At 41.0% G+C, this 446-nt stretch carries 1 protein-coding gene; it reads left to right on the plus strand.

The window, feature by feature from the left end:
- On the plus strand, nucleotides 1–446 hold a 446-nt coding region (locus E0L37_RS21415), incomplete at both ends, for a TonB-dependent receptor domain-containing protein (RefSeq protein ID WP_133493639.1).

Here is a 446-nt window from a genome sequence, read left to right on the forward strand (position 1 = left end):
ATACCGGCACACAAACCTTAGCGGGTATCGACTTTAAGTTCGATCATCGTTTTCTTTTTGCAACAGGCAACTTAACACTCGCTTTCGATGGTACACACTATTTAGAGTTTGAGCGAAACAAACCCGGTTCAGATGCAATCGAAAAGCTAATCGGCACTTATCGCTACCCTGAAAATGTTGGCAGATTCTCTATCGATTGGGATACCAAAACTTATTACATAAATCTCGGGGCCAATTATACCAGTAGCTATGAGGATGATATTGAAGGGCTGCGTGGCCGTGAAATTGACGAGTTAGAAAAACTTGGCGAGCTTAATGATGAGTTAAAACGCGATGTTGATGACTGGCTAGTATGGGATTTATCTGCCGGGTATTTTATCAATGATGCATTATCAATCCGTGCTCGTATCGATAATATCTTCGATAAAGAACCGCCTAAACTATAT

This window comes from Alcanivorax sp. 24 (genome assembly GCF_004360225.1).
Lineage (GTDB): Bacteria > Pseudomonadota > Gammaproteobacteria > Pseudomonadales > Alcanivoracaceae > Alloalcanivorax > Alloalcanivorax xiamenensis.